19 protein-coding genes are annotated in these 22,110 nt (G+C 71.2%); 10 read left to right on the forward strand and 9 right to left on the reverse strand.

The annotated features are described in order from the left end of the window. The first annotated feature begins 23 nt into the window (after positions 1-23). Positions 24-1,313: a YncE family protein gene (locus tag IF00_RS0135815; RefSeq protein WP_030325475.1), complete on the forward strand. Its 1,290-nt coding sequence runs from the start codon at positions 24-26 to the stop codon at positions 1,311-1,313. Between the two features lie 58 nt (positions 1,314-1,371). Here the strand turns inward: IF00_RS0135815 and IF00_RS0135820 are convergent, their stop codons facing one another. From IF00_RS0135820 to IF00_RS0135830, 3 genes are all read right to left on the reverse strand, one after another. Beyond that, positions 1,372-3,435, reverse strand: coding sequence for a galactose-binding domain-containing protein (locus IF00_RS0135820; RefSeq protein ID WP_030325477.1), 2,064 nt, complete (start codon positions 3,433-3,435; stop codon positions 1,372-1,374). A 136-nt stretch (positions 3,436-3,571) separates the two neighbouring features. After that, complete coding sequence (locus IF00_RS0135825) at positions 3,572-4,165, reverse strand: TetR/AcrR family transcriptional regulator (protein ID WP_030325479.1); 594 nt, start codon at positions 4,163-4,165, stop codon at positions 3,572-3,574. A 49-nt stretch (positions 4,166-4,214) separates the two neighbouring features. Then, positions 4,215-4,793, reverse strand: coding sequence for a 3'-5' exonuclease (locus IF00_RS0135830; RefSeq protein WP_030325481.1), 579 nt, complete (start codon positions 4,791-4,793; stop codon positions 4,215-4,217). 39 nt (positions 4,794-4,832) lie between these two features. On the opposite strand from IF00_RS0135830, the gene IF00_RS0135835 reads away from it, so the two are divergent. The 5 genes from IF00_RS0135835 to IF00_RS47740 all read left to right on the forward strand — a co-directional run bounded on the left by IF00_RS0135835 (position 4,833) and on the right by IF00_RS47740 (position 10,603). Next, on the forward strand, positions 4,833-5,261 hold the full coding sequence (locus IF00_RS0135835; RefSeq protein WP_030325483.1) for a VOC family protein: 429 nt from the start codon (positions 4,833-4,835) through the stop codon (positions 5,259-5,261). 728 nt (positions 5,262-5,989) lie between these two features. After that, the gene (locus IF00_RS0135845; RefSeq protein WP_030325485.1) at positions 5,990-7,231 is read left to right on the forward strand and encodes a hypothetical protein; all 1,242 of its coding nucleotides are present in this window, start codon (positions 5,990-5,992) and stop codon (positions 7,229-7,231) included. A 296-nt stretch (positions 7,232-7,527) separates the two neighbouring features. Beyond that, the gene (locus IF00_RS0135850) at positions 7,528-8,169 is read left to right on the forward strand and encodes a DUF4352 domain-containing protein (RefSeq protein ID WP_158710560.1); all 642 of its coding nucleotides are present in this window, start codon (positions 7,528-7,530) and stop codon (positions 8,167-8,169) included. Positions 8,170-8,273: 104 nt separating this feature from the next. Then, positions 8,274-10,475 (forward strand): competence protein CoiA family protein, encoded by a 2,202-nt coding sequence (locus IF00_RS0135855; RefSeq protein ID WP_030325489.1) that lies wholly within the window; start codon positions 8,274-8,276, stop codon positions 10,473-10,475. Next, a complete protein-coding gene (locus IF00_RS47740) occupies positions 10,472-10,603 on the forward strand; it encodes a hypothetical protein (RefSeq protein ID WP_280922637.1) in 132 nt (43 codons plus the stop codon). The genes IF00_RS0135855 and IF00_RS47740 overlap by 4 nt, the downstream gene beginning before the upstream one ends. A 130-nt stretch (positions 10,604-10,733) precedes the next feature. Here IF00_RS47740 and IF00_RS0135865 read toward each other — a convergent pair whose 3' ends face one another. The 3 genes from IF00_RS0135865 to IF00_RS0135875 all read right to left on the reverse strand — a co-directional run bounded on the left by IF00_RS0135865 (position 10,734) and on the right by IF00_RS0135875 (position 14,450). After that, positions 10,734-12,404 (reverse strand): N-6 DNA methylase, encoded by a 1,671-nt coding sequence (locus IF00_RS0135865; RefSeq protein ID WP_030325491.1) that lies wholly within the window; start codon positions 12,402-12,404, stop codon positions 10,734-10,736. 96 nt (positions 12,405-12,500) lie between these two features. After that, entirely contained in the window at positions 12,501-13,172 is a 672-nt protein-coding gene (locus tag IF00_RS0135870) for a GntR family transcriptional regulator (protein WP_030325493.1), read from the reverse strand. Between the two features lie 81 nt (positions 13,173-13,253). Beyond that, positions 13,254-14,450: a CaiB/BaiF CoA transferase family protein gene (locus IF00_RS0135875; protein ID WP_030325494.1), complete on the reverse strand. Its 1,197-nt coding sequence runs from the start codon at positions 14,448-14,450 to the stop codon at positions 13,254-13,256. A gap of 136 nt (positions 14,451-14,586) precedes the next feature. Here IF00_RS0135875 and IF00_RS0135880 point away from each other — a divergent pair, with 136 nt between their 5' ends. Beyond that, on the forward strand, positions 14,587-15,795 hold the full coding sequence (locus IF00_RS0135880; protein WP_245234721.1) for an acyl-CoA dehydrogenase family protein: 1,209 nt from the start codon (positions 14,587-14,589) through the stop codon (positions 15,793-15,795). A 171-nt stretch (positions 15,796-15,966) separates the two neighbouring features. Here the strand turns inward: IF00_RS0135880 and IF00_RS0135885 are convergent, their stop codons facing one another. Both IF00_RS0135885 and yczR read right to left on the reverse strand, forming a co-directional pair. Then, the gene (locus tag IF00_RS0135885; protein ID WP_030325497.1) at positions 15,967-16,470 is read right to left on the reverse strand and encodes an FBP domain-containing protein; all 504 of its coding nucleotides are present in this window, start codon (positions 16,468-16,470) and stop codon (positions 15,967-15,969) included. Positions 16,471-16,533: 63 nt separating this feature from the next. Further along, the gene (gene yczR, locus IF00_RS0135890; protein WP_030325498.1) at positions 16,534-18,003 is read right to left on the reverse strand and encodes a MocR-like transcription factor YczR; all 1,470 of its coding nucleotides are present in this window, start codon (positions 18,001-18,003) and stop codon (positions 16,534-16,536) included. A 101-nt stretch (positions 18,004-18,104) separates the two neighbouring features. Here yczR and IF00_RS45865 point away from each other — a divergent pair, with 101 nt between their 5' ends. Continuing rightward, positions 18,105-18,314 carry a hypothetical protein gene (locus tag IF00_RS45865; protein WP_030325499.1) on the forward strand — a complete coding sequence of 70 codons (210 nt, stop codon included), beginning with the start codon at positions 18,105-18,107 and terminating at the stop codon, positions 18,312-18,314. Continuing rightward, the gene (locus IF00_RS0135900) at positions 18,311-18,892 is read left to right on the forward strand and encodes a universal stress protein (protein WP_051820787.1); all 582 of its coding nucleotides are present in this window, start codon (positions 18,311-18,313) and stop codon (positions 18,890-18,892) included. Before IF00_RS45865 ends, IF00_RS0135900 begins: the two co-directional genes overlap by 4 nt. Here the strand turns inward: IF00_RS0135900 and IF00_RS41810 are convergent. Then, the gene (locus IF00_RS41810) at positions 18,879-20,258 is read right to left on the reverse strand and encodes a DUF6777 domain-containing protein (RefSeq protein ID WP_030325501.1); all 1,380 of its coding nucleotides are present in this window, start codon (positions 20,256-20,258) and stop codon (positions 18,879-18,881) included. The two genes, IF00_RS0135900 and IF00_RS41810, sit on opposite strands and share 14 nt — an antisense overlap. Positions 20,259-20,467: 209 nt before the next feature. Between IF00_RS41810 and IF00_RS0135910 the strand changes: the two genes are divergently transcribed. After that, positions 20,468-21,820, forward strand: coding sequence for a streptophobe family protein (locus tag IF00_RS0135910; RefSeq protein WP_030325502.1), 1,353 nt, complete (start codon positions 20,468-20,470; stop codon positions 21,818-21,820). The last annotated feature ends 290 nt before the right edge of the window (positions 21,821-22,110 follow it).

The raw sequence follows: 22,110 nt of genomic DNA on the forward strand, positions 1-22,110 counted from the left end.
CGAGCCGGAAGAAGGACCCCCGCATGCCCTCTCCCCGTACGTCGTCCACCCGCCCCCGACGCCTCGCTGCCGCCCTCGCCGTGGCCGTCGCCCTCGTCGCCACGGCCGGCGGCACCGGTTCGGCCGTCCCCGGACCGGGCGCCACCGAGGCGCCGGCGTCCGCCGGACTCCGCGAGGCGATGTTCGTCGGCAACAACTGGGACGGAACGGCCGACGTCATCGCCGCCCGGGGCGACTTCCACCGCATCGGCCGCGTGAACGTCATCCCCGACAAGGAGGAACGCCTCCGCGAGATCTATCTGAACCCCATCAAGCTCGCGTTCTTCCTCGGAGTCCGCAGCGGCCCGGGGGAGGGGCACGACCAGTTCGTCGACGACATGTACGCGACCCCCGACGGCTCGTCCATGGTCGTCTCCCGGCCGAGCTTCGCCGACGTCGTCTCCCTCGACCTGCGCACCGGCCGGATCAACTGGCGTTTTCCCGTGGCCGGTTACCGCGCCGATCACATGGCCGTCTCGCCCGACGGCGCCCGGGTCGCGGTCTCCGCTTCCACCGCCAACACCGTGCACGTCCTCGACATCGGCACCGGGCGCGAGATCGGCTCCTTCAAGACGGGCGACAAGCCCCACGAGAACGTCTTCACCTCCGACGGGCTCCTGTGGAACATGTCCATCGGTGAGGTCACCACCGCCCTCGACGCCCCATGGCTCGACTGGACCAAGGGCGACCGTCGCATCACGGTCGTCGACGCCACGACCTTCAGGACCGTCCGCGTCATCGACATGCGCGAGCGGCTCGACGCCTTCGGCCGCGGCGACCTCTCCGACGCCGTCCGGCCCGTCGCCTTCACCCCGGACGAGAAGAAGCTCTACCTCCAGGTCTCTTTCTACAACGGCCTCCTGGAGTACGACATCACCACCGACCGCATCACCCGGGCCAAGGTCCTCCCCGGCAACCCGAAGACCGACCCCGACCGCACGACCTGGGTCAACGACTCGCGCCACCACGGCCTTTCGATGAGTCCCGACGGCAGCAAGCTCTGCGTCGCGGGAACGATGGACGACTACGCCACCGTGGTAGACCGGGCCACCCTCCAGGAGGGCCCGCTGGTCGAGGCGTCCAAGCCGTACTGGGCGACCGTGAGCGGCGACGGACGGTCCTGCGTCATCTCCGAGAGCGGCACCGACCGGGTGACCGCGATCGACTTCGCCACCGGCCGACGTGTGGCCTCCGTGGACGTCGGCGACCACCCGCAGCGCGTGCGGCTCGCCCGCATCCCTGCCGACTGGACGGGCTCCGACGGGAGTCGATGACCGCCGGTGGGGGCCGGCCGGACCACGAGGTGATCCGGCCGGCCCCCACGCGCCATGCTCAGGCTCTGTGCACCGCGACCTCGTAGAGCGAATAGCCCCACTGGGTCGCCCGCCGCTCGCCGTGGATCCGAACGTAACGGGCCGACGTCGACGGGAACTCCGCCGTGTCGTACCCGCCGTCGCCGGAGTCCGTGGACCACACCGTCCGCCAGTCCGTGCCGTTCTCCGACACGTCGATCCGGTACTGGCGCGCGTACGCTCGCTCCCAGTCCAGGGTGACCCTGCCCACCCTGCGGACCGCCCCGAGGTCGACGCCCATCCACTGGTCGTCCGACCAGTCGCTGGCCCAGCGCGAGCCGGTGTCGCCGTCGAGGGCGCGGCCCGGTGCGTAGCTGACGAACGGGTTCCACTCCGAGGAGCTCGCCGAACCCGGCGCGCCCTTCGCGAGGTTGACACCCGGCTCGTGGTTCTCGGTCGCCTTCCACGTGGTCAGGTACGACTCCGCGCCGGCCGCCAGCTCGTCGACGACCCCCTGGCCGCCGCTGAGCCGGATCTGCTCGACCCAGTCCGGCACCAGGCCGTTGTGCGCCGCGCCGTCGGTGTTGAGGTCCCAGGTGCGGTCGCCCGTCACCTGACGCTCGATCACCGAGCCGCCGTCGAAGCTGCGGAAGGGGTACTTCACCGCGTTCGGCGCCCCGCTGCCCACCGGGGCGGGCCAGCCGCCGACACCGTTCATGTCGGTGCCGTAGCCGAGACCGACCTTGTACTTCGCGCGCAGCGCGGCCTTCTGGCCGGCCTCGCCGACGAAGCCCTCCGCGCCGTGCATGTACTGGGCGACGAAACCGCCCAGCTTGTAGAGGCGCTCCGTCCAGTCCAGGTCCATCCAGCTGTGGCTGGACAGGACGCCCGGGTACTCCTCGGACTCCAGGATGTCGAGTGCCCGCCCGGCGGCCTTGACGCTCATGTGGTCGAGCTCCAGCATCATGCCGCGGTCGATCATGCCCCGCAGGGCGTGCTCGCCGAGCCGGGTCAGACCACGCGTGTTGCACTTCGCGTCGGAGGCGTACGAGGGGGTGCTCACGCCCGGCGGCAGCTTGGACGCCATCACCGGGGCGGCCGCGAGCCCGATCGGGTTGTCGTGCTGGGGGCCGGCGCACTTCTCCGTCGCCCAGAAGGTGCCCGTCGACAGGAACTGGCCGATGTTGACCGCAGTACCGATGGTGCCCGAGTCGAAGCGGACACCGCACAGCGCGTTGTCGAACTTGTGGCACAGGAACATGCTGCGGACCCCGAGCCCGTACAGCTCGTCGAGACCGCGGTCGATGTCCTCCTTGCTGCACTGCGCGACATCGAGGATCTGCTTGCAGCCGAACGGCTCCGAGGTCTCGACGCCCAGGACGACCGCGAGCTTGCCCTGCTCGATCACCGAGCGCGCCTGCGCCGCGGAGGTGACGATCCGGAACCAGCCCTTGCCGGGCCCGCCGTACATCCCGTCGACGTAGTCCTGGAGTTCGTACGTCTTGCGGGCCTGGAGGCGGATCGACGTCATCTCGTCGCAGCTCCGGTCACGGGGCAGGATCGAGCAGATGAGGCCGTTCGTCACCAGGTCGTTGACGAGCACGCGCTGCCCGCCGCGCCAGGCGCGCTCCACCCACGCGTAGTAGTTCTGCTGGTGCGTCAGGGAGTTGTGGGCGGGCCAGTCCTTGAACGTGGGCCAGCCGACCGGGTCGTGATGGCCGTCGGCTCCGCCGGTGATGTTCTCGAACAGTGCGCCCGAACCGTCGGGATAGTGCTCGGGACAGTCCTTGAGGGCCTCGGCGGCACCCGCCGTGGAGAACGTCTGGCCGCAGATGAGCCGGCCGCCGAAGCCCTCGTTGGACATCAGGTGGTTGTGCGCGTCGACGAAGCCGCGCACCTTCCCCTGTGCGTCCGTTCCCGCGAACGGCGCGCCCGTGACATTGATCTGCGAGTCGGCGGCGGGCCGGGTGGTGGGCTCCCACCACGAACCGCCGGCGGCGGCAGCGGGAACGGGACCGGAGCCGAAGAGGACGGCGGCCAGGGCGAGGAACAGCGCGAGGAGGGCGGATCTGCCGCCGGTCCGGCGCGAAAGGGGTCGGGTCATGGTCAGCGATGCCTCCGGACGGTGGGGGAGTACCGGGCGCCCCGAGGATCGCGGTGTTGGCGGAGTGAGTCAATAGTCCGGGACAGATGACCTGTTGATGGTCATGAGGCTTCCCCCGAAGTGAAGGGGCGAGTCCTCATCCGTCGATGAGGACCACAAGTTGATCGGCCGTCAGATCGAGCAGGGTCGCCGCCGTCTTCTCGTCCCCGACCACCAGGAACTGGAGAGTGAGACCGTCGATCGCCGCCGCCAGGTATCGGGCGATCGTCTCCACCGGCACCCGCGGCTCCATGCCCCGCATCGCGCGCACCTGCTCGACGAGCGCGACCGCCGACACCACGTACTGCTCGTACTGGGCGCGCGCCAGATGCTCGAACCCCGGCTCCCGCAGGGCGTACTGGGTGAGGTCGTACGTCAGCATGTGCTCACCGGGGCGGGCCGTGACATGGTCCCAGTACGACTGGAGCGCGCCCCGTACGGTCTCGCGCAGGGTGGCACCCGGCTCGACAGCCGACATCACGCGCGCCACGTAGTTGCTGTTGATCGTCTCGATCGCGGCTTCGAGGAGGGCCTGCTTGGACTCGAAGCAGTAGTGGAAGACGCTCAGCGAGACGCCCGCCTCGGCGCAGATCGACCGGGTGGTGGTCCGGGCGACCCCGTCCCTGGTCATCGCCCTGATCGCCGCGTCGACCAGCTGTCTGCGTCGTTCGGCCGACGGCATCCGCCCCATGGTTCCTCCTCGCGTCCGGCGCCAGGGTAACCGCAGGTCCCCCGGGCGCCTACGGAACGTCCACCGCGCCGGCCCGCGGCCACGCGTCACGCTCCGCGAGCCGCAGCACCAACGCCGCGATGTTCCAGGCGTCGTCCTCGCCCCGGTGATGACGCCCCTCCAGCGGCAGCCCCGCGACCTCCAGGGCGCGCGCCATGCCCGGGCGCTTGCGCAGGCCGTACGCCTCGGTGAACACGGCCTTCGCGTTGGTGTGGTGGCGCCCGAAGGGATACGGGGTGCCGGTGACCCGGCACTGGTGGGTGAACTGCTTGCGGTCGTAGTCGCCCCAGCTCGCCCAGGGCCGCAGACCCGCCTCGTACGTGGTCGCGAGCAGCCGGCAGGCGGCGGCGAAGTCCAGACCGGTGTCGACCTCCGCCTGGGTGAGCCCGGTCAGTTCGGTGCAGAACGCGCTGACCTTCGAGCGGGCCGGCCGCACCAGGATCCGGTGCCGCGAGACCCGCTCACCCGCGCCCGGATCGACCACCGTCAGCCCGATCTCGATGATCTCGCTGACGGCGCCGGGCGGACGTTCGCCCTCCCAGCAGGTCGCCTCGACGTCGACGACGTTGACCAATCCCCCGTGATACATGGCGAGAAGCCTAATCGGTACCCCTGCTAGGGTGCGCCGATGTCGTCGATCAAGGAGTTCCAGGTCACCTTCGACTGCGCGGATCCCGAGCGCGTGGCCCGCTTCTGGTGCGAGGTGCTGGGGTACGTCGTACCGCCGCCGCCCAAGGGATTCGCCACCTGGGAGGACTACCACCGCTCGCAGCCGGCCGAGGAGCGCGGAGCGTGGTTCGCGTGCACCGATCCCTCGGGCGCGGGTCCGCGCCTGTACTTCCAGCGCGTACCCGAGGGCAAGGTCGTCAAGAACCGGGTGCACCTCGACGTCCGGGTCGCCACCGGGCTCGTGGGTGAGGAGCGTCTGGCCGCGCTCGAGGCCGAGTGCACACGACTGTCGGCGCTGGGCGCGGTACGCGAGCGCCTGCTGTACGACGGGCACGACGCGTGCATCGGGATGCGGGACATCGAGGGCAACGAGTTCTGTCTCGACTGACCGCTCGCCCCCACGGCGGGCACCACTGCCGGTGACTCAGTCCCGCTCCAGCTCCAGTACATCGCGCAGGGCCGCCACCGCGTGGGCCCGGTGCCGGTCGAGCCGGCGGACGGTTTCCGCCGTTTGCGGGTTTTCTGGGCGCGACTGTGCAACCTTCTCCCCATCGTGCGTGTCGGAGATGGTTGAGAACTGAACATGGCGAACGCTCGCGCGCGGTTTCCTGCGATTCGGCTCAGGAGCCGGTCTCGCCCGTGCCTGAGGTCCAAGGTCACCCATCCGTCACGTGAGGGCGGCGAGTGGTCCGCCCCTGGTATAGAGCACTGACGTGTTGGCAATGTAAACAGAGCGATATTCGGGTGAGGGGTGCCGTGAGCGTGTACAGTGTTCTCGTCGGATCGGCTCCGTCGGCGACGACGGAGCCCCGGTAGGTGCTAAGGGGAGGCGCACGCTCTGGACCAGAGGGTGCGCGGGGAGCGTGCGAGGGAGTGGCCATGGACCTGGAGACGGTCGAGGGGCGGTTCAGGCTCATCCCCGCCGCATGCGACCGCAGCGCGGCGGCCGGCGTCATTCTCACCACCCCCCCTGTGGACGGCGAGAAGTACACCTCCACCCTCACCCCTCTCCCGAGTCACCGTCCCCGCCAATCGGCAGTCTGACGCCCGCCACGCCTAGGCGGCCCGGACCGGAGGGGAGCCACGGTCCGGGCCGCGACCCGAAAGGGGTCGACCATGGACGACGAGATCCAGCTGTTCAGGGACGGTGACGGCCTGGCCGTCATCGGAGACCCGGCTGCGGTCGAACGCTTTCTTGTCTCCGAGGGGCTGCCGGCGAGGGGGCACGGAACACGGCGGCTCGGGGCCGCCCTTGGCGATGCGGCCGGGCTCGTGCAGGCCGGTTCCGACATCGCCGCCGGCTCGGGTCGCTGGGTGAAGCTGACCAAGGAGTCCGCGCAGCGGATCGACAGGATCGGGCTGCGGAAGAGTGCCAGGACCGGTCTCGAAACAGGAGTGCTCAAGGGGCCCAAGGGGCAGGTGAAGGGATTCGTCGAGTTCGCGAAGGGGTCGGGACCGCTCAAGGGCAACCCGGCCCAGATGGCCAACATCGCAACGGTCATGGCGCAGCTGGCGATGCAGCAGGCCATGGACGAGATCGCCGACTACCTCGCCGCGATCGACGAGAAGGTCGACGACGTGCTCCGCGCCCAGAAGGACCAGGCGCTGGCCCGGATGATCGGGGTGGACCTCGTGCTCAAGGATGCCGTCACCGTCCGGGAGCAGGTGGGCCGTGTTTCCGAGGTCACGTGGTCCAAGGTGCAGCACACATCCACGACCATCGCCGACACTCAGGCGTACGCGCTGCGTCAACTCGACGCGCTCGCGGAGAAGTCGGAGACCAAGAGCAAGGTCGGTGAACTGGCCAAGGCGTCCAAGGGGATCGAGTCCAGGGCGCGGGAGTGGCTCGCCGTTCTGGCGCACTGCTTCCAGCTCCAGGACGCCTTCGCCGTACTCGAACTCGACCGGGTGCGGGAGACGCATCCGCACGAGCTGGACGCGCACCGTCTCGGACTTCGGGCCGCCCGGAAGAACCGGATGGATCTCATCTCGGAGAGTACCGAGCGTCTGGTGGCCAGGATGCACACGGCCGCCGGCACGGCCAACGCGAAGGTGCTGTTGCACCCGACCACGTCCCGTGAGGTGGTGCACGCGCGCAACAACGTCGAGGTCGCCGTCGTCGACTTCCACGGACGGCTCGGGATCGAGCGCGATCAGGAGTCGTTGGAGGCGCGACGCTGGAAGGACGCGGCCGTGGAAGTGAGGGACAAGGCGTTGGAGAAGGGCGCGGAGAACGTCGACGCCGCCCGGCGCCTCGGCACCGAGACCCTCGGCCGGGCCAGATCGGCGACAGGCAGGCTCTCCAGCGGGATCGCCGAGCGAACGCTCCGTCGGCGTGGGGGCGACGAGGAAGGATGAGAGTGCAGGGACACCCGGTTACAGGGGCTCCTCGTGCACCCGACAAGCGAGCCTGACGCACCTCCACAGGCTTCACGTGAGCCGCTTCGGCCCTGTCGGCGGCCACCTCGTCCGAGCTCCGATTGCTCCACCTGAACCCTCGATCGCGATGAGCCCCGGAACCGCCCGCCCGACCTGGACGGGCCGGCACCTCAGGAGTCCTCTGCATGATCCCGCCCAAGCCCACCGACGAGCCCGTGCTTCCCGCCGCTCCCGTTCCCGCGCCCGCCGGCCCCAGGCCGTCCCGCCGCGCCGCCGTGCTGGCGGTCGTCTGGACGGTGCTCGTCGCCGGGGTCTCCTCCGGAATCACCGTCGCCGTCGTCGGCAACAGTGACGGCGTCACCGCGGCGCCGGTGGTCAGGCCGTCGATATGGCAGGACACACGTACCTATCCCGCCGATCCCCCGCAAGGGCCGGAAGCAGAGCCCGTCCCGTCTCCCACGGTCAAGGGCTACGCCATCGGGGAGAAGGCCAAGAGCAGCGGCGCGACCGTCGTCGTCAAGAAGGTCCGCGAGTCCGCGACAGTGACACTCGACGACTTCGAGACAGACAAGATCCTCAAGGCCGGTGTCGGGGCGAAGTTCGCGATCGTGGAGACGACTGTCTACAACGACGGTACCGAGCCCTTTGATCCCGTCTGCGGAGGCGGCATCTCGCAGGGTCTCATCGACGCCGAGGGTCGGACATTCGACCTCATCAGTGACGCGTATCTGGTCAAGGCCAACCAGAAGGCCGATGCCTGCGGCGAAGCCATGCAACCCGGGTTCAAGCGTGACGCCGTCTTCGTCTACAAGATCCCTGCCGACGTGCGCCCGGCCGGGTGGACGTTCTCCGGCTCCCGGGGCATGGACGAGGATGATCTGGCCGTGGTGAACCTTGCGGATTCCAGCATGAGTTGACGGCTCATCCGGCCCATGGCCGTCCCGTGGACCGTCTCCCGCCGGACCCACCGCGAACATCCCGCCCCACCTATTCGTCACTACCGACTGCTCGGAGCCGTGCCATGACGCCGTACGCCGACGAGGAAGACACCCGCAAAGTCCAGACCGCCGTCATCGGGCGGGCAGGATCCGACATGCCTGTCTTCCTGCCCTTCGAGCCCGACGAGTTCGACACGTTCATGCGGGGCCGTTCCCGCGAGGACTTCTACTGCGGAATTCTCCTGGGTGGTTGCGGCAAGAAGCTGACGGCCAGGCGGTACACGCAGAAGAAGTGCCACTTCGCGCACCGCCCGCCCGTCCACTGCCGACGTACTGCGAACGGCGAGTCCAGCGCCGACCACCTCTACATCGGCAAGGCGATCCTGGACTGGCTGGGTCGCCACTGCGGCCACCCGGGAGCGACCGTCGCCTATCCCGACCAGGGCGCCGGTCCCGGCGGGGCCATCGAGATCCGGTTCGGAGGTGGCTCCCGGCTCATCCGCGTTCAGATGGGCCGGCTTCCGCTCCGTACGTGGGAATCCGACCGCGACCGCCTCGCCCGGAAGCATCCGCGCGGCGCTCACTGGTCCTACGGCCCCGACAGCGGCCTCGCTCACAACGAGGTCGACGAACACGGCCACGCCATCCGGTTCTCCTGCCGCACGGAGGGCGGCACGCGGAAGGTGTACGTCGGGACGCAGCTCCCCGGCCACGCGGTGGAGTGGACGACGCTCCCCGAATGCCGCCTGACGGAGGACGGCATCATCACGCCCACTCTCGCTGCCAGGAGATCGGTGCCTGCACCTGAGGCTCCCGCCCTGGTGGCCTTCCCGCTCCAGGCCGGAGCCGTCGCGTTCACCGGGGCGGTCGAGCTAGCCGCTCACCAGGCCGACGGCACGCGCCTCTACGAGGCGGACGTCCAGCCCGAAGGCTCGCCCGTCACCCGCGCCCGGATCACCCTGCCTCACCAGGCCCCCGTGCCGCCGGCCCACTTGATCCACACACTCACCGGCATCGCGCACCTGATCCCACTGGCGGACAGTCACTGGCTCATACGCGCCGAGGCCGCGGTCGCGCTCCCGCACAGGACGGACCCCCGCTGGCCGGACCTTCGCCCGCCCGCCCCGCCGAGGCTCGTCATGGGCGAAGAGGAAATGGTCGCGCTCTTCCGAGAGAAGCTGGAGCCGATCCATCGCTCGCGTGGGCTCATCAACTGGGAGACCCTGATACGTCACGCGGACGCCAAGTCCGGTGACTTCACCTCGACCGACCGCGCCCGCATCCTGGCTGCGGTCGACTCGCCGCACACCCCCGGAGCGCCGTTGCTCTCCGCCGTCGTGAAGCCGGCACACGCGGCACCGGGTCCCGCGCCCTTCTTCGCCGACATCCTCGCCCGACTCGGCCTGGGTACCGGTCACACCGACTCCGAGGTGCACCGCATCTGGAAGCAGTCGATTCAGCCTCGGGCCCAGAACCCGGATGTGGCGAGTCCGCGCGCGGAGTCCGAACGGCATCTGAACGATGAGGAGTTGGTGAGTGCACTCCGTCAGGGGCTGATGGGTGTGGCCAAGGCCGGCGGTCGGATCAGATGGGCCACACTCCTGGAACGGCAGGGCATCGACGCGACATCGGTGTCCTTCGACGCTCAAGTCCGCATGCTCGCCGCCGTGGACGAGCCGTTCAAGCCAGGCGGTGCGATGCTGTCAGCGCTCGTCAAGGCGAAGGGTACGGATGGGCCCGCTCCGTCCTTCGAGAAGGTACTGACCGCGTTGGGTTGGCGACCGAGCAGGAGGACGCCCACGGTGGCCGCCGCGTGGCGCATCGGTCGGGACCGCGCGTACGAGTCGGCCGGTCGCTCCCCAGACCGCATCGCCGAGCGGAGCAAGACCGCGCGGGTGCTGGACGGCATGGGCGTGATCAGCAGAAGGGCCGTGGGACCTGTACGGCAGGCTCTCGTCGATGCCGCACGCCGCCAGGTCTGCGTAGGCTGGCACACTCTTGCTGCAGCGGCCGGTACGGAGCCGGGAGAACTCTCCCCGGAGGCGCGGAGAGCCATCCTGACGGCTGTCGACAGACAGCCCCACATCCCCGGAGTGCTCCTCTCGTCCCTGGTCATCGGGCCCGGCCACACTCCCGTCCCCTACTTCGACGACATCCTCCGTGCCCTGGGCCGTCCTTATGGCCTGCGCCCCATCGAACTGGGCCTGGTACGGAAGACAGAGCAAGCCCGCGCCTTCGCCGCATACGCCCCCACGATGTCCACTGACCCCAAGGAAGGACCATGAGCACCACCCGTCGTCGCCTGGCGATCGGCATGGCGGCCACCTTGGCCGTCGTCACGCTCTCGGGCGCGGCCGGTGCGTACGTTGTCGCGACGGCTCCTCAGGGGCGCAGGGCCCGGCCGGGTCCGTAGGGGCTGAGGGCCCGCAAGGGGCCCAGGGCGAACAAGGGCCGCAAGGCGGCGACGGCGGGGACAGCCCGGCAGGGCACCGAGCCCGTTCCTGCCGGAACCATGACAGATCCCCTTCAGACGAGCAGGGAAGTCAGCTGCCGGCGTCATTGTCCGACGGCGGCAGCAGGGCTCCGCCGGTGAGACCGTCACGCGCCAGCGTGGCGGCGCGCTCACCGAGCTCGGTGAGGTCCCGCATGAGCCGCTCGAACTCCACGAGGGAGCGGAAGGCGGCGCCGTACCGGCGCTGGTCCTCGATCCCCATCCGGGGGATGCGGGCGCCACGTGTGTCGGTACGGAACGTGCCGCTCGCCGTGGTCGACCGCCGATTGTTGGCGGGGCTTCGGAGGAAGCCGTTGAGGTAGTCGGTGTCGAGCTGGTCGCTGGTCGACACCGCCGCGTCCTCGGACGTTCTGATGAGTCCCGCGCGGGAGAGTTCGGAGAGGCTCACCACGGCGCCGTCCTGCAGGTGGCCGCCGGAGCCTTCGGAGAGCGTGGGCAAGAGGCCCTGGAGCTGGGCCAGTCGTGCGCCGATGTCGGCCCGGACGGCCGTGTACTGCGCTGCGTAGTCGGTCAGCCTGGCGGCGATGTGTGTCGCTGGTGTCAGATCGACGGTGTCGTCGAGCAGCTCGATACGAGGTACCTCGGTGCTCTGGCCCGGCTGGGGCTCGAAGGACGCGTCGAGCGCGTTGCCGGTGAGGTCGGTCATGCGAACGGACTCGACCGCCTGGTGAGTGTCCGACGGACGCCTGAGCACCCACAGATGAACCGAAAGGGCGTGGGAGGCGGCCATCCCCGGCGGAAGGGCGACGACGTGGGTGAGAAGGCCGCGCCGTACGAGTTCGGCCCGGATCCTGCGTCCGGCCTTTCGATAGGCGACGGAGGTGGGCATCACGATGAGGACCTGACCGCCAGGGGCGGTGTGGAAGTACGAGTGCTGCAGCCAGGCCAGCTCGCTCTCGGCGCGGGAAGGAATGCCGAACTCCCAGCGTGGGTCGAGGAGAAGGTCCTCCCGCCCCCAGTCGGCGATGCCCACCGGCGGTTCACAGACCACGAGTTCGGCTCTGAGGTCCCGGTACTGGTCGTCCCGCAGGGAATCGCCGGCCCGGACGGTGGTGTCGGGGAGATCCATCAGCCCCGCGCGCAGCCCGGCGAAACGGGCGTTCGCGGGGTCGACGTCCTGGCCGTACAGGGTGTCGGCCCGGCCGCCGACGGCGAACAGAAGCGAACCGATTCCGCAGGCGGGATCCAGGACGGTTCTCGCCTCGTCACCCGCGAAGTACGTGATCGCTTGCGTGAGCCGTTGGGAGGTGATGCCGTCGGACCCGGCACGCCCGGAAGAGTCGACGTACCGGGCGGTGAGTCCTGCGAGCAGCTCGGCGGGGGAGCGGTCCGCCGTGAGTTCAGCGACGAGGGAGCGGAGAGCGTCGTCGCCGTTGTGTCTGCCTCGGTCACCCTGGACCAGGGTCTCCGCGACCTCCGTGAGTCCGCGGACCATGTCGTCGCCGTAGACGGTGCGCAGCCTTTCCCACAGGCGGACCTCAGTGGACGCTTCCTTGCCCTTGCTCTGGTTCTCGAGCCAGGATCGGACTTCGGGCAGGGAGTACAGAGGGCTGCCGGCGCCACCCGCGACCGGGGTCGGAAAGTCCTCGTGACGCCTGCGCCAGTTGGAGACGGCGGCACGTGTCACTCCTGTCAGCCGGGCGATCTCGGCCGCGGTGACAAGGGGCTCTGTGGTTGCCAGGCGTGCGGTGTCGTCCTCCATGTCTTCAAAGGTACACGGAGGGGTGGAGGATGGCGTCCAGCTCACGTGTTGGCGATGTAAACGAACTGCATGCGCATGTCGAAACGCGGCCGCATGTCAGTCCCGCTCCAGGTCCAGGACCTCGCGCAGGGCCGCCACCGCGTGTGCCCGGTGCCGGTCGAGCCGGCGGACGGTGGCGTCCTCGTCGCCCTGCCGGAGCGCGGAGATGACATCGCGGTGCTCACGGACGGCCTGCTTCCGGTGCGGGTCCTCGGTGTAGTAGAGCGAGCGGTAGGCGTCGGTGGAGTCCCACAGGGTCGCGATCAGGCGGACCAGCCGCGGCATCCCCGACGCCTCGATGAGCGTGAAGTGGAAGAGGCGGTTCGCCGCCGCCATCGCCGGCACGTCGCCCTCGTCGGCCGCCTGCTCCACCTCGCGCTGGACGCGCTCCAGGGTGGCCACGATGCCGTCCGGCATCCGTCGTACCGCCCTCCGTACGGCCTCCGTCTCCAGGAGCTCACGGATCCGGTAGATCTCCTCCAGATCGGCGAGCGAGAGCTCCGCGACGAAGTAGCCCCGGTGGATGTGATGGACGACCAGCCCCTCGGCCTCCAGGGCCTTCAGGGCCTCGCGCAGCGGCACCCGGCTCACCTCGAACCGGGCCGCGAGGGCGTCCTGACGGATCTGCCCGCCGGGTCTCAGCTCCCCGCTGGTGATGGCGCGCCGCAGTTCCCCGAGAACGAACTGCTGGGCGGTCTGCGGCCGCCGCTTCTGCACCGCGCTGCTCATCGCCTGTGACCTTCCGATCCCTCGTGCTCCCCACCGGACGATCTCTCCACCGGTGCCGACCATCTTCCTACGCGCACGTGGTCACGGAGCTCCCGCTGCCCTGTCCTCCGTCCGTCCCAGCGAGGCCAGCACGCCCTCCGTGTGCGCGCCGAGGCGTGGGGGAGCGGAGCGGTACGCGGGCGGGGTCGCGCCGAGCCGGACCGGATGCGCGACCTGGCCGGGACCCGCGGCGGACTCCGGGACGCGCGGGGCGAGCCCCAGCCGGTCGGCGAGGTCGAACGCGGCGGCCAGGTCGTTGATCGGCCCGCACGGCACCCCGGCCGCGGTGAGCTCCTCGAACCAGCCGTCGGCGTTACGGGTCCCCAGCGGTCCGGCGAGTGCCGTCACCAGCTCGTCCCGGTGGGCGACCCGGGCCGAGTTGGTCGCGAAGCGCGGATCCTCGGCGAGCCCGGGCAGTCCCAGCCGCTCGCACAGGACCCGGAACTGACGGTCGTTGCCCACTGCCAGGACCAGCGGCCGGTCCCGTGCCTCGAACACCTCGTACGGAGCGATGCTCGGGTGCCGGTTGCCCATCGCGCGCGGCACGACCCCCGCCCCGAGGTGGGCGGCCGCCTGGTTGGTGAGCGCCGACAGGAGGGAGGAGAGCAGAGACACCTCGACCCGCTGGCCCTCGCCGGTGCGCTCGCGGTGGCGGAGGGCGGCGAGGACGCCCATGCCCGCGTGCAGCCCGGTGATGACGTCGACCAGGGCGACCCCGGCCTTCGTCCCCTGTCCGCCCGGTTCGCCCGTCACGCTCATGAGACCGCCCATGGCCTGGACGAGCAGGTCGTAACCGGGCAGCCGGGCGCCCCCCTCGGTGCCGAATCCGGTCACCGAGCAGTAGACGAGACCGGGGTTGGTCGTCCGCACGTCCTCGTACCCGAGGCCCAGCTTCTCCATCGTCCCGGGGCGGAAGTTCTCCACGAGGACATCCGCGCGGTCCACGATCGCACGTGCCGTCGCCAGGCCGTCGGGGTCGGTGAGGTCGAGCGCGACCGAGCGCTTGTTGCGGTTCACCCCGAGGAAGTAAGTGGCCTCGCCGTCGGCGAACGGTGGCCCCCACGCGCGCGTGTCGTCCCCGGAACCCGGCCGCTCGATCTTGATCACGTCCGCGCCCAGGTCGGCGAGGAGCATCGTCATGTACGGCCCGGCCAGGACCCGCCCGAAGTCGGCGACGACGATCCCGGACAGGGCGCCGGCCGCCGTCGGCCCCGGTGTGCCCGGCTGGTCTGCGCGCATTCCGCTCTCCCTCACTGGCCATCGGGTCCCCTCGGACCGTAGGTCCGGGACAGGGGATTTTCAATACTGGATCCAATATCCGATCTGGGGCTACGCTTCGCCTCGCCGAGTTGCCACAGCCGCCAGGAGGCCGTCCGTGAAGTCGTCGCAGTCGCCATCGTCGTCGCAGTCCAGCTCCGCCCCCGTCCACCCCTTCGACCTGCTCGCCGTCGACGGACTGCTGACCGACGAGGAGCGCGAGATCCGGCGGACCGTGCGTGCCGTCGCCGACCGCGAGCTGCGCCCGCACGTCGCCGGCTGGTTCGAGAAGGGTGAGGTCCCCGCCCGCGAACTCGCCCGCACCCTCGGCGGCATCGGTGTGCTCGGCATGCACCTGGAGGGCTACGGCTGCGCGGGCACCAACGCCGTCGCGTACGGCCTCGCCTGTCTGGAGTTGGAGGCGGTCGACTCCGGACTGCGCTCGCTCGTCTCCGTGCAGGGCTCGCTCGCCATGTACGCGATCTGGAAGTACGGCTCCGAGGAGCAGAAGCAGCGGTGGCTGCCGAAGATGGCGGCGGGGGAGTACATCGGCTGCTTCGGCCTCACCGAGCCCGACGCCGGTTCCGACCCGGGCGCCATGCGGACCAACGCCAAGCGAGACGGCTCCGACTGGATCCTCAACGGCACCAAGATGTGGATCACCAACGGCTCGGTGGCCGATGTCGCCGTCGTCTGGGCCCGTACCGAGGACGGCGTACGCGGCTTCCTCGTTCCGGCCGGCACCCCCGGGTTCAGTGCCCCGGAGATCAAGATGAAGCTGTCGCTGCGCGCGAGCGTCACCAGCGAACTGGTCATGGAGGACGTCCGCCTCCCGGCGGACGCCGTGCTGCCGGACGCCCGGGGCCTGTCGGGCCCGCTCGGCTGCCTCAACGAGGCCCGGTTCGGCATCGTCTTCGGCGCCCTCGGCGCCGCCCGCGACTGCCTGGAGACGGCCATCTCCTACGCCCGCGAGCGGACCGTCTTCGACCGCTCCCTCGCCTCGTACCAGCTGACGCAGCAGAAGCTCGCCGACATGTCCGTCGAACTCGGCAAGGGCATGCTGCTCGCCCTCCACCTGGGGCGGCTCAAGGACGCGGGCGCGCTCACCCCCGAGCAGGTCAGCGTGGGCAAGCTGAACAACGTCCGCGAGGCCATCGCCATCGCCCGCGAGTGCCGCACGATCCTGGGCGCCAACGGCATCACCCTGGAGTACCCGGTGCTGCGCCACGCCAACAACCTGGAGTCGGTGCTCACCTACGAGGGCACGAGCGAGGTCCACTCCCTGGTCATCGGCAAGGCGCTCACCGGCGAACAGGCGTTCCGCTGAGCCGCGCCGAGCCGGCAGGCCGTCCTGACGTCGGTTCGGCCTGACGCGGGCTCGGCCTGACGTCGGTTCGGTCTGTCGCGGGCTCGCCCTGACGTCGGTTCGGTCTGTCGCGGGCCCGGCGCGGGCTCCGTTGACGCCGGCTCGCCCCGCGCTGGTTCGGCCTTTCCCGGCTCAGCCCGACGTCACCCGGTCGACGAAGGCGTCCAGGTTGCCCGTCAGCCGGGCGACCTGCTCGCCGACCGTGAGGGACTCCTCCTGGCGCCGGCCGCGCAGCTTCGGCTGCCGCTTGCCCCGCACGTACAGGGAGCAGGCGAGATCGGCGCAGAGGTAGATCCCGACGGTGTTCCCCTCGCGGCCGCGGGGCCCGGCGAGCGGCGCCACGAGGAGGGTGACGCCCGAGGAGGCGTGCCCGGTCAGACACACCTGGCACATGCTCGACTTCATGGCACTGGTCCGCCCGGCGGCCGGGACGCGCAGGCTCACGCCGACCGGCCCGTCCGGGCGAGGGACGACCAGGTGGGCGCGGAGCGGTGCACCGGGGTCGATCCAGCCGAGGAAGTCCAGCTCCTCCCAGGCGAGTTCGGCGAAGTCGAGCGGCAGTTTGAGGCGTGCCGCCTCGCCCTTGGTGCAGTTCACGAAGGACGAGCGGATCTGTTTGTCGGTCAGTGGTTCCACTCGGTGGACCGTACATGCACCTCGGTCGGCGGGCATCCGAATAAGCCCCCGCGGCGAGGGTCCTCAGGCCACCCAGTCCGGCAGGGCCGGGTCGGTGAAGCGCCCCGGCGCCCCGTCGAGGGCCGCCGCGAGCCGTTCCGCCGCCGGTTCGTACACGTCCTCGGGCAGGGTGAACGGCAGGCGCAGCCGGTGCTCGTGCGTGCCGGGGTCCACACCGAACCGGGCCCCGCCCTCCACCCGCACCCCGTGCCGCAGACCGCGGGCCGCGAGGGCCGAGGCGGCCGGTCGGCCCAGGTCGATCCACAGGCACATCCCGCCGGGCGGAACCGTCCACCGCCACTCGGGCACATGGCGGGCCAGGGCCGAGGTCAGCGCGTCCCTGCGCAGCCGCAGCTCTGCCAGGCGTTTCGGCAGGATCTCGTCGAGCCGGTCCATGAGGGCGACGGCCACCAGCTGGTCCAGCACCGAACCGGACAGGTCGGCGGTGATCCGTACCCGGGCCAGTTCGGTCACGACCCGGGACGAAGCCCGCACCCAGCCGACCCGGAGACCGCCCCAGCAGCTCTTGCTCAGTGAGCCCACGGTGACGATCTGCTCGCTGTCACCGCCGGCGGCCGTCGCCGCGAACGGCCGCGGCGCGGGTACGTCGAGCGCGATGTCCGTCAGCGTCTCGTCCACCACCAGCCAGGTCCCGGTGGCCCGCGCCGACCGCGCGAGGTCACGCCGCTGTTCCTGCGGCATCAGACGACCGGTCGGGTTGTGGAAGTCGGGGATCAGATAGGCGAGGCGCGGCGCGGTCTGCCGGAGTGCGGCGTCGACGAGCCCGGTGTCCCAGCCGGTCTCGGTGACCGGCACCGGGGTGATGCGGAGCATGCGGCCCCGCATCGCGTCGAGGGCGTTGGTGTACGAGGGGTTCTCGGCGAGCACCCGGTCACCGGACCGGCCGAGCAGCGTGAGTACCAGGGACAGGGCCTGCTGTGCCCCGGTGGTGACGAGGATCTGCTCCGGGAGCGTCGGCAGGCCACGGGCCGTGTAGCGCGCGGCGACGGCGGCACGCAGTGCGGGCAGTCCGTACGGGTGGTAGCCCTGCGTGCCGGCGTACCGGGGGAGCTCGGCGGCAGCCGAGGCGAGCGCGGCGGAGAGTTCCTCGGCGGGGGCCTCCGGCGAGGCCAGGGCGAGGTCGATGGTCGCCCCGGTGTGGTCGTGGAAGGCCCCGAGCGCGGTCGGTGCCTGGCCTTCCGGGAGCGCGGTCCAGGTGCCCGCACCCCGTCGGCTGTGCGCGTACCCGCTCTCCCGGAGCAGGTCGTACGCCCCCGTGACCGTCGTCCGGCTCACGGCGAGCACCGCGGCGAGCTCCCGCTCGGCCGGCAGTCGCAGCCGCAGGGCCACCCGTCCGTCGAGAAGGGCCTCCCGGACCGCCCGCGCGAGCTCCCGGTAGCCGAAGCGGCCGTCGGGGGGCGGGGTGAGGAGCGAGGCCAGCTGACGACCCGTGAGGGTCCGGTCCGCTGTGTGGACCACGCGTGCCACTGCCATGCCAATCACTCCTCATTGGCTCTGCTGTCCGGTCCAATAAGGTTACAGACTCCTTTCCAGTGGCCTGGTGGCCACCTTCCACAGGGGAAAGGGGACGACCGATGTCCGGACACTTCACCGACCGTGACGAGCGGATGTGGCAGCGGCGTGCGGAGGAGCGGGTGGCCCGGCCACTGCGGATCGGGGCGCGGCTGCGGAGCCTGCGCAACCTGGAGAGCCCGCAGGTATCGCGCACGTCGCGTGCCTTGCGGGCCTTGCGTGCGGGGACGAAGACGCCTCCGGTCACCGCTCGCCCCGCGGAACAGGCGTGAGCAGATCCGGCCGGATCGTCGTCGGGGTGACCGGGTCGCCGGCCTCGCTCTCCGCCCTGCGCCACGCCTCGGCTCTCGCCCGGCGGGAGGGCGTACCGCTGCTCGCGGTGCTGGCCTGGGAGCCGCCGGAGGGCGAGGCGCTGTACGCCCGGATGCCCGACCGGTCTTGGGCCCGGATGTGGGCCGAGGACGCCCGGCGGCGTCTGGAGGACGCGGTCGTCGACGGACTCGGGTCCCTCCCCGCCGGAGTCGCCTTCGAGGGGCGCGTCGTCAGGGGCACCCCGGCGGCGGCCCTGTGCCGGGTGGCGTGTCTGCCCGGCGACCTGCTCGTCGTCGGCTCGGCGCCGGGCCGAGGCCGGTCGGCCGTCGCGCGACTGCGCCGCCGTCCGGTCCTGCGGGCCGTCCTGAAGGATGCGGGCTGCCCGGTGCTGACCGTCCCGGGTCCCGCGCTGCTCCCGGGCGGGGCCCGCGTCCTGCGGCGGAACGCCCGTACCCCCGCCCCGGTCGAAGGGGATCGACCGGGGCGGGGGCGGAGCCGCCGGCCGGCTCGCCGGACAGATCCGCCTAGCTCGCCGTGACCGGCGCGGACTCGGGGCCCGACGTGTCGGTCGACGACGACGCGTTGTCCTGCGGGGTGGTGTCGTCCGCGGGCGGGGTGTCGGGCGGCGGCGTGTCGGTGGAAGGGGACGTGTCCGGGGGCGAAGTCGGCGGCGAGGACGTCGACTCCGTCGGGGTGAGCGTCGAGGGGCACGGCGACGGTGTCACGCCGTCCCTCGGCGTGGGGGTCTCGTCGCCCGTCACCGTCACGCACGGCACCGGTGTCGACGGGGAGACGGACGGGGACGTCGAGGTGGACGGAGACGGCGAGGTCGACGGGGACTTGGTGGGAGGCGGGGGAGGCGGCGGGGTCGGCTTGTCGTTCTTGCCGTGGTCCCCGTGCTGCCGCGCGAACCAGCTGTCGTCGTTCGGGTCGTACACCACGAAGACGTTCACGACGGTGACCGACGGCGCCACCACGACCACCTGGCTCGCGTTGTAGCCCTGCCACGGTGTGCCCGTCGTCTTCGGTGACTTCTGGGCCACCGGCGGGGTCAGAGGGTTGCCGCAGGCGCAGCGCACCCGGGGTACCCCGCGGTTGTCGACCAGGACCGCCGTTCCGGACTGGAGTACCGACTGGTACGTGGTGGCGGCGCCGTTCTTGTAGCCGTGGTTGGTCACCCGGGTGTCGGCCCGGAGCTGAAGCGGGGTCAGGGAGCGCAGATAGCCGGGCACCTGGTTCGCCTGGATGCCCAGGGTGGAGGCGAAGGCGGTGTTCTTCGCGGGCTCTTCGGAGAGGTAGCGGACCTGCTGTTCCACGTCGCAGCTGGCCACCGACTGCGTTCCGCCGTAGAGGCCGGGTGTCGAGCCCGACACCTCGGGGGTGGCAGAGGCGGTACGGGGAGGCAGCGAGGCCGGTGAGGCGGTGGTCGCCCCGGAACGGGCCGTCGACCTGGTGAACGGGTCGGGTCCGGACGCGGCCGCGTTCTGGAGGAACACCTCGCCGCCGCCGGAACCCGCCGTGTCGTTCTTGTCGTCGGGGCTGTTGGTGAGCACCACGGCCAGGGCGGCGGCAGCGACCGCGACGGCCGTGACGGAGGCGACCTTCGGGACGGAACGCCACCAGGGGCCCTTCTTCGGGCCGCCGTTCCCAGGGACGCCGGGAGTGCCGTCACCGGAACCGCCGGCACCTCCGCCGGGGCCGGCCGGACCGCCGGAACCACCCGAACCCCCGCCGCCGGAAGAACCGCCGCCGCCCGCACCGCCGCCCGCGCCACTGTGGGGCGGGCCGGGGGGCGGTGGCGGGGGCCCGGCGGATCCTGGGCGTGCGCCCGGGCCCGAGAGGGGGCCCGAGGGGGGACCTGCGGGAGGAACCGACGGAGGGCCGGACGGCGGGTGGGAAGTCACGTTTTTCCCTTTCTTCCGTTCCGGGCCCATTGTGTGCGCCGAACGGTGGGTACCCGCAAGCGGAGAACCCCGAGTGGCAGAGCCCGGCAAGCGGCTGCCCCGTTCACGGACCGCCCGTGCACGAGCGGCCTCGTCCACGCGCGGCCGCCCCCAGGAGCCCGTACACGTGCGGACCCGTCCACAAGCGGCCGGCCGTCACCGGTACTAGCGTGAGCAGGGTGAGCAGTCGGCTCCCCACTTCCGCACCGCCCGCCGCCCCCACCACCGGGCTTCTCGCCCGGGTCGGCCTGCAGTCCCTGGCCGCGGTGGTCGCCGGGTACGTCGCCATGGGCATCGTCGCGGGTCTCGGCCTCTGGGCGGCGGGCGCGGGCGATCTGCCCGGCGGCTTCACTGCCGTCCTTGCCGCCGTCGTCGTCATGGCCGCGGGCGGCAAGGTCGAACTCTCCGGCGACGCCGGGGGCCTCGCCGGAACCCAGGCCGAACTGACCGCCATGCCGCTGACCGTCACCCTGGTGGGCGCACTGGTCACGGGCTACTGCTTCCTGCGGCCCTTGCGGCACCACGCGGTGACCAGCTCCCGCGAGCTCCTGCTCCGCGGCGTGAGCACGGTCGTCCTCTGGCTGGCGGCCCTGGCGGGAGTCTCCGTCGTCGCCCGGCACGACTTCCCCATCACCATCGGCGGCGGGGACGAGCAGGACGCCCTGATGGACATCTTCGGCGAGCTGCTCGACGCCGTGAACCCCACCGTCGGCTTCCGCACCGATTTCGGGCCGACCTTCTTCTACGGTCTCCTGTGGATCATCGGCGTGCTCGTCGTCGCACTCCTCGTCTCCCGCAGAACCCCGCTGCCGCCCCGGTTCGTCCGATACCACGAGACCGTGCGGCCGGCGGCGCACGCGATGCTCCTGCTGCTCCTCGCGTACGTGGTCGTGGGCCTGGTCATCGGCGTGGTGGTCGCGGCGACCAAGGGCCACGCCGCGGAGACCCTCGCCGTCCTCCTGCTCGGCCTGCCCAACGTCACCTGGCTTGCGCTCGGCGTGGGCATCGGCGGCTCCTGGGAGGGCCGGGTCGACGGCCCGTTCGGCCTGCCGATGCCGCAGATCCTCGACGCCGTGCTCCGCCAGGGCGACGGCACGGGCGACAGCACGGACCTCTCGACGATCGACCTGAGCTCGCTCGCGGCGCAGGACGCCCGGGCGTGGTGGCTGCTCCCCGTGGCGGCCGTCCTGGTCCTCGCAGCGGCCTTCGTGGCGGCGGTCCGCTCCCCGGCCAGGATCAAGCTCTGGCAGCACTCCCTGCACCTGGGGATCGCCTTCGCGCTGACGATGCTGGTCGCGGCCCCGCTGACCCTGGTGGAGGCCCGCCTCGGCCTCTCGGTCCTCGGCATCGGCGACCTGGACTCTCTGGGCGGCGAAGTGATCCTCCGCCCCCACATCTGGAAGACGGTCGGATTCGCCGTCCTGTGGGGCCTGTTCTTCGGTTTCCTGGGCGGTCTGCTCGCCACCCGCGTACGCCGCAAGGGCGAGACCGATACCGAGCCTCCACCGCCACCCCGGAAGTAGGTGGAACGGTCCGAGCGCGCCGGCGCTGTGGACGACCGGAATCGGCCACAGACCCTACGCGGCAGGGCCCGCGACCAGTACCGTAGGAGACAGCCCGGTCCTGTGCCTCCCCCGTGCACGGGACCGGGCGCCGTGCGTCAGAAGCCGTCCCGCGGGCGGGGTCGGCTCGTGGTCGCGGAGCGGGCCTCCCTCTGCGTCGTACGCGGTGCGCCTACGCGGCAGACGCCGTACGCGGAATGCCTGCGCGGCACACGCCGTACGCGCGTGCGCCAACGCGGCAGACGCCGTAC

It is taken from the genome of Streptomyces flavochromogenes (genome assembly GCF_000717595.1).
Taxonomy (GTDB): domain Bacteria; phylum Actinomycetota; class Actinomycetes; order Streptomycetales; family Streptomycetaceae; genus Streptomyces; species Streptomyces flavochromogenes.

What these genes read in the sequence shown, in the direction of transcription:
- IF00_RS45865 (WP_030325499.1), top strand. Translation starts at nt 18,105, where the DNA reads ATGTCCGGACACTTCACCGACCGTGACGAGCGGATGTGGCAGCGGCGT.
- IF00_RS0135865 (WP_030325491.1), bottom strand. Translation starts at nt 12,404, where the DNA reads ATGGAGGACGACACCGCACGCCTGGCAACCACAGAGCCCCTTGTCACC.
- IF00_RS0135875 (WP_030325494.1), bottom strand. Translation starts at nt 14,450, where the DNA reads ATGCGCGCAGACCAGCCGGGCACACCGGGGCCGACGGCGGCCGGCGCC.
- IF00_RS0135835 (WP_030325483.1), top strand. Translation starts at nt 4,833, where the DNA reads ATGTCGTCGATCAAGGAGTTCCAGGTCACCTTCGACTGCGCGGATCCC.
- IF00_RS0135845 (WP_030325485.1), top strand. Translation starts at nt 5,990, where the DNA reads ATGGACGACGAGATCCAGCTGTTCAGGGACGGTGACGGCCTGGCCGTC.
- IF00_RS0135815 (WP_030325475.1), top strand. Translation starts at nt 24, where the DNA reads ATGCCCTCTCCCCGTACGTCGTCCACCCGCCCCCGACGCCTCGCTGCC.
- IF00_RS0135820 (WP_030325477.1), bottom strand. Translation starts at nt 3,435, where the DNA reads ATGACCCGACCCCTTTCGCGCCGGACCGGCGGCAGATCCGCCCTCCTC.
- IF00_RS0135870 (WP_030325493.1), bottom strand. Translation starts at nt 13,172, where the DNA reads ATGAGCAGCGCGGTGCAGAAGCGGCGGCCGCAGACCGCCCAGCAGTTC.
- IF00_RS0135830 (WP_030325481.1), bottom strand. Translation starts at nt 4,793, where the DNA reads ATGTATCACGGGGGATTGGTCAACGTCGTCGACGTCGAGGCGACCTGC.
- IF00_RS0135825 (WP_030325479.1), bottom strand. Translation starts at nt 4,165, where the DNA reads ATGGGGCGGATGCCGTCGGCCGAACGACGCAGACAGCTGGTCGACGCG.
- yczR (WP_030325498.1), bottom strand. Translation starts at nt 18,003, where the DNA reads ATGGCAGTGGCACGCGTGGTCCACACAGCGGACCGGACCCTCACGGGT.
- IF00_RS0135855 (WP_030325489.1), top strand. Translation starts at nt 8,274, where the DNA reads ATGACGCCGTACGCCGACGAGGAAGACACCCGCAAAGTCCAGACCGCC.
- IF00_RS47740 (WP_280922637.1), top strand. Translation starts at nt 10,472, where the DNA reads ATGAGCACCACCCGTCGTCGCCTGGCGATCGGCATGGCGGCCACCTTG.